7 protein-coding genes are annotated in these 5,267 nt (G+C 37.0%); 6 read left to right on the top strand and 1 reads right to left on the bottom strand.

The features are described from left to right. Window positions 1-311: 311 nt before the first annotated feature. Window positions 312-536: a DUF4248 domain-containing protein gene (locus AB7E53_RS13920; protein ID WP_421467430.1), complete on the bottom strand. Its 225-nt coding sequence runs from the start codon at window positions 534-536 to the stop codon at window positions 312-314. A gap of 341 nt (window positions 537-877) precedes the next feature. Here AB7E53_RS13920 and AB7E53_RS13915 point away from each other — a divergent pair, with 341 nt between their 5' ends. The 6 genes from AB7E53_RS13915 (at window position 878) to AB7E53_RS13890 (ending at window position 5,062) form a co-directional block, all read left to right on the top strand. Further along, on the top strand, window positions 878-1,315 hold the full coding sequence (locus AB7E53_RS13915) for an HU family DNA-binding protein (RefSeq protein WP_068180380.1): 438 nt from the start codon (window positions 878-880) through the stop codon (window positions 1,313-1,315). An 81-nt stretch (window positions 1,316-1,396) separates the two neighbouring features. Then, complete coding sequence (locus AB7E53_RS13910) at window positions 1,397-1,858, top strand: glucosaminidase domain-containing protein (RefSeq protein WP_079683185.1); 462 nt, start codon at window positions 1,397-1,399, stop codon at window positions 1,856-1,858. A 117-nt stretch (window positions 1,859-1,975) separates the two neighbouring features. Further along, complete coding sequence (locus AB7E53_RS13905) at window positions 1,976-2,242, top strand: hypothetical protein (protein WP_446776348.1); 267 nt, start codon at window positions 1,976-1,978, stop codon at window positions 2,240-2,242. 627 nt (window positions 2,243-2,869) lie between these two features. After that, on the top strand, window positions 2,870-3,475 hold the full coding sequence (locus tag AB7E53_RS13900) for a hypothetical protein (RefSeq protein WP_446776346.1): 606 nt from the start codon (window positions 2,870-2,872) through the stop codon (window positions 3,473-3,475). 56 nt (window positions 3,476-3,531) lie between these two features. Then, on the top strand, window positions 3,532-4,464 hold the full coding sequence (locus AB7E53_RS13895; RefSeq protein WP_446776344.1) for a hypothetical protein: 933 nt from the start codon (window positions 3,532-3,534) through the stop codon (window positions 4,462-4,464). 73 nt (window positions 4,465-4,537) lie between these two features. Further along, the gene (locus AB7E53_RS13890; protein ID WP_446776343.1) at window positions 4,538-5,062 is read left to right on the top strand and encodes a hypothetical protein; all 525 of its coding nucleotides are present in this window, start codon (window positions 4,538-4,540) and stop codon (window positions 5,060-5,062) included. Window positions 5,063-5,267 lie beyond the last annotated feature (205 nt).

Here is a 5,267-nt window from a genome sequence, read left to right as displayed (position 1 = left end):
AGGGGCATGTAAACAGATTAAAAAACAAGAAAAGAGAGATGTATGGCAGGGCTGGATTTGAACTGTTAAGACGAAAGGTCGTGCTTTCAAACTCAGGATAACCTGCACCAAATTTGACGAAGAACCATTTAGAGACAAAATTTGCAGGTACATTTTGACAAAAATGTATACTCTTTTTGTTTAAAATGTTATGACATTTTACGCAAAAAGTACCTGAAAAATTGGTTGTTCACACCTGAGATTTTACGCTGTTACCGCTTTGTTTTTAGGATAACAGGGAATTGCCGGAGGCCCCCTTTTCGGGGGCAGGCTCATGGTTCTCCCAGATAGGCTACAATGATTCGTACCTGCATGGAAGTGAGCCTTCGGGTTCCCTTCACCCAGCCTTCGCGGGCCAGTTCGTCACGTAGTTGGGGGTGGTTCTGTATCCACCTAAGCAGCTGTTTATTCTGTGCCGAACTGCTCAAAGCGGGCGAATATAATTGCGCCAGCTCGTTCCACCCGTAGGGATGGATGGGTAGGGGTTGATCTTTCATCGGTTGTGTATTGTAGATATAGTTATATACTTTTGTTCAAATAGTGTTGTTTTCATGGTAAAAAACTAGTATTTAGTGTTTTAAATCATTTATTAAATAATATTCAAATATACAAGTATCTTTCTAAATAAACAAATATTTCGCATAAAAATAACCTGTAAGTGTCATAATTATTGCTTATTCGGGAAGCTGTTAACAGGCTATCGGGAAACATCGCGCGTTATCGCGCCCTATCGGGACGTTGGCGGACAAACCGCGCCAAACGGGGGTGGGGTGGTAGTACATTTACATTGTTACGTAACGAAAATAAGTTTTATAAACCCTTAAAAAACAAAACAAGTATGGCATTATCTTATTCTTTAATCAAGCGCAGAAACATGGAGAAAGACGCTCCTGTAGGTAGTAAACTGGTATACGGATCCACCCGTACCACTTCGAAAATGGACCTGAACAAATTGTGCGACGCAATCGCTGCACACAGTACCGCATCACGCGGCGACGTGATGCTGGTGCTGGAAGGTCTGATCTATATTCTTACTGAGAGGCTGCAGGCTGGAACGGTTGTAAGTATGGGCAACTTCGGAAATTTTCGCATGGTAGCCGGCTCTGTAGGAGCTGTAACGGAAGAGGAATTTAACACTTCGATGTTCAAAAAACCGCGTATCATCTTCAAGCCGGGTATCCTGTTGCGCGAAGTGACCAACAACGCGAAGTTCGAAAAATTGCCCACGGTTACGGTTACCGTAACGGAGCAGTGCGACAAAGAGCACGTGTATTAATTCTTCATTGCACCCTTGGATGCAGGTTCCGGGGGTGCAATTTTAATTTAACCCTGCAAGTAAATCAAACAAAGGATTTTTATGCTGAAAGAAATATTTGTACAGAGTTATTACCCCCAGGTAAAAGAGGCGGGAATAAAATATGGCATTAACCCGGTGGTGCTGCTGGCCCAGATCGCCATCGAAACAGGGTGGGGCGAGTCGGTGCTGTGTAAGGAGCACTTTAACTTCGGTGGCTTGACGGGCTTCGGTAAGCCGTCCGAGTTCTGGCCGGGTACCAAAGTGCAGCTTTGCGAAAAGGGACTTACCTACCGGAGCTATCCCGATGCCAGAAGCGGTATTCTGGATATGGCCCGCCTGTTGCGCTCATCCTATGCCTCTGCCTGCAACGTAAGCAACGTTCCGGCTGCCTATGCCCAGGAGATAGCCTACAGTCGCTACATCAGCGAGGTAAACGGCGACAATCGCGATAATTACAAGCAGCTGTTGGTAAAGCTCTCGGCAACCATGAGTAAACTGATAGCGCTGCAGTTTCCGGAGTAAGAAAAGAATAATCTTACCCGGATTAGTCTCCGGATGCCGGATGGGATAGACTCCGTTATACAGTTATTCATACAAAGAAAACGATTCTCAACACAACCCCTTAAAACAAACAGAAAGATGAAACAAGTAAAACAGATCATTGAATTTATTTTGGTAGTGGCAAGCTGCTTTTTTCGGAAAAGGAAACAGCAAAAAGTCCACCCTCACGTTCCTGAAGATCCTTATCCTCCTGGCTCTTGTGCTGGAAGAAAAGGAGATTGCCCTGGCTGCACTGGGTGTAATTGTAACCCTCAGTCAGAAGCCGCCACCGGATCCGCCAACCTGCTTGGCTGGTGTTTGATAGCGGTAGCCGGAACCAGTTACTTGTATAAGTTGCTGGTTTAGGATTAAAAATGGCCGGGATATGAAATATAATAAGGTTCGCGCAACGCGCAAATAGTTTAATAAATGAATTATCCAAATTAAACGGTCTGTTTCGCAACATTGTATAATTCGTTGAAAAAGGAAAAAATAACCCTTATCTTTGCAATTGAAATTACTTATAAAAGCATTGAAATTTTTATCTTATTAAATGCATAATTTAATAATAAGAAAGTCCGGCCCGTGAGAGTCGGACTTTCTTCATTATTATTAGGCAGAATGTACTTTATTCCATATCCAAAAGTCATTTATAGAAATATTAGTTATATATTTGTGGTAGAGAAGATAATATCATCGAACACAAAATATAATAGACGATACAGACTATGGCATCCTGCTTAAAAAACAACTGGCCTTCAGAGCAACTACTTCGCAAAAACTATCCGATACATTGGACGAGATGAAAGCAGATAGCAAGCTGCTTAAACAATCTCCACGTATTCTGGCAGTAAGTGATGGTACTACGCTTATAGCATATGATCCTAAAGAGGATGAAAGCTGATAGAGTAAAAGAACCTTTCACTTCCGACGAAGAACGCCTGGAACACCTCTTCAAACTATACGAAAAAATGACCACTAAAAAATAACACCATGGAAGATTACGATGAAAAGACAATTAGTGATTTAGATACTATTGTTTCTAAATTAAAAGAAAAAGGTTCACTTCAAGTAAATGAGTATATATCAGAGCTGAATAATAATCTTGATTATTGGAATGCTCTCTGTGGTATTCTTGAAATGAATAAATGGATTGTTGCTCACCGATGTGAAGAGACAGGAGTATTAATAATAATAAATTCTGAATCATTTCATACTTTACTACTGGGTGGAAATTTCTCACAAAGACAAAGAAAGCAAAAGGATAAAGATAATCAGACTATTCCAATAGTGGTAAATGCTGGAAATAATTCGAATATTGCAATCCAGAATACAGGATCTGTAAACCAAACCATTACTTCTAGCTCTGAAATAGAAAATTGTTTATCCAATATCGAAGCAGTATTGGAACGAAACAATTCAATACAACAAGAAGACCATGAAGATATTATAGAGCTTATTGAGAATATAAGGGAAAGTCTTCAAGATCACCGTAAGCCACTAAATTCTGTAATGAAAAGGCTTCAGCGTTTCGGTAACACAATCGTAGCTATTGCTCCATATGTTGAATTGTTGTCGAAGTATCTCGGAGCAAGCTAAGAATGAGTACCAATAGAATGTTTTTTCTTGAATCACAATCATAAATTTATATCATTATGAATAATCATGGTTACAATGTTTGTTTTTTAGACATACTCGGATTTTCTAAGAAAATTACGAAAGATGGTGGATTAGAAATGATTAAAGATAAGTATTTGAAACTTGCTGAATCTATCCGATTAATAAATGATAGATACAACGAGGTTATCAGTAAAGGCATTTTAGAGGGTTCATATTGGGCTGGAAGTGATGATATTGGGGTGTTTTATAAAATCAATGTTTTATACGGCAGTGATTCAATAATTATATGGTCTGATCGGACTTGGGAAAGATTTAAAACTGTTGAAGATATTTCTAAAATACATCCTGCATCATTGTGGGAATCGTTTCCGAAAGTCTGTGACCCGTTTATTCAAATTTGCAATGAAATAATTTGTAAATCAATTGAACTAGATTTGCCTTTAAGAGGGGCATTAAGCGTGGGAGATGCTTATTTTGATTTTGATAAGTATATTGTTATAGGTAAACCTATTGTTGAAGCTGCATATCTTGAAGGATTACAGAATTTAGTAGGAGCATCTTTTTGTTTGTCGTTTGAAAATCAGATAATTCCTAAGAAATTCTATTTTAAATTTGATAATTATACAAAATCAGAATTTAAAGGAAAAGAAGTTAATATAGGAAATTACACTAATCAAAATGTGTTAGATTGGCCGAGACATTGGAGAGAGACACGAAAAGAGGATCTTTATACGGCAATTGAAAAATTAGATTTTGATAGTAGAGAAGATATTAAAGAGAATACTTTAAGATTAGTAAAAGAGTCAGAAATATACAAAGATAAGTTTATCTCAAAAAGTGAAAGTTCAATTATGAGTGTCTACAAGGATTATTATTTAGAATGTGGATTACCTATTAGATTGATATGGAAGCAAGATCGTTGGACTTTTGGAGATGTTAAAGAATTAAATAAATTTTGTGCAAGATGATTCTTTTATATGATTTATATTTGATTGAACAATAGGAATAAGTACACATATAGTAAATAAAACAATATATCATATGAAATGGATAAAATCACCATGGGCAATAGGAATTGGTACAACTCTTTTTGGTTCGCTAATAACTATTACATATGACTATTTTAAACAGAATCCATTCCTAACTACGTTTTGGGAGTTGATTAAGTGGATTGGAAATAAGATAATATTTATTTTAAATTATGATATTAAGGTTTGGTGGATATTATGTGCGATTCTTGCTATTGTAATAATCATTACTTTTTTTAATTTAAGAAGGGGGGAAATTATTAAACCTGTTTTTTGCGATTATAAGGAAGATAAATTTAAGAAATGGAAGTGGTCATGGGATTGGCAATTTAATAAAAATAAAAATGCTTGGGAAATTAAGAACTTAAGAGCATACTGCCCTCATTGTCACACACCATTAATCGATTATTCGAGCAGATATGGCTATCAATTTGAATGTCCAAGGTGTGAATATAAAGCACTCTATGACAATTGTGATGATATTGTTAAAGTTGAAAGAATAATATTAGATAATGTTGAGCGAAAAAAAACTATATAAAAAAGTGACCACTTAAAAATATACACATGGCAAGATTTTCAGAAAGATATGGTTATGTAATGCCATCCAAAGTAATAATTATAATACTCCCCAAAACCTGGACCACTTGTGAAGTCGAATAAAAAGGGTTTAATTTGAATCAAAAAAGAGTATTTTAGAGATGGGGAAAAGAACACATTACACGGCCGAATTTAAGGCCAAGGTT

This window comes from Macellibacteroides sp. (assembly GCF_050251695.1).
Taxonomy (GTDB): Bacteria; Bacteroidota; Bacteroidia; order Bacteroidales; family Tannerellaceae; genus Macellibacteroides; species Macellibacteroides fermentans.
The sequence above is the reverse complement of the archived record's forward strand: the minus strand, read 5'-3'. Positions and strand labels throughout refer to the sequence as shown.

Excerpts from the sequence above, each read along its gene's own strand:
- AB7E53_RS13920 (WP_421467430.1), bottom strand. The coding sequence starts at position 536 with ATGAAAGATCAACCCCTACCCATCCATCCCTACGGGTGGAACGAGCTG.
- AB7E53_RS13915 (WP_068180380.1), top strand. The coding sequence starts at position 878 with ATGGCATTATCTTATTCTTTAATCAAGCGCAGAAACATGGAGAAAGAC.
- AB7E53_RS13910 (WP_079683185.1), top strand. The coding sequence starts at position 1,397 with ATGCTGAAAGAAATATTTGTACAGAGTTATTACCCCCAGGTAAAAGAG.
- AB7E53_RS13905 (WP_446776348.1), top strand. The coding sequence starts at position 1,976 with ATGAAACAAGTAAAACAGATCATTGAATTTATTTTGGTAGTGGCAAGC.
- AB7E53_RS13900 (WP_446776346.1), top strand. The coding sequence starts at position 2,870 with ATGGAAGATTACGATGAAAAGACAATTAGTGATTTAGATACTATTGTT.
- AB7E53_RS13895 (WP_446776344.1), top strand. The coding sequence starts at position 3,532 with ATGAATAATCATGGTTACAATGTTTGTTTTTTAGACATACTCGGATTT.
- AB7E53_RS13890 (WP_446776343.1), top strand. The coding sequence starts at position 4,538 with ATGAAATGGATAAAATCACCATGGGCAATAGGAATTGGTACAACTCTT.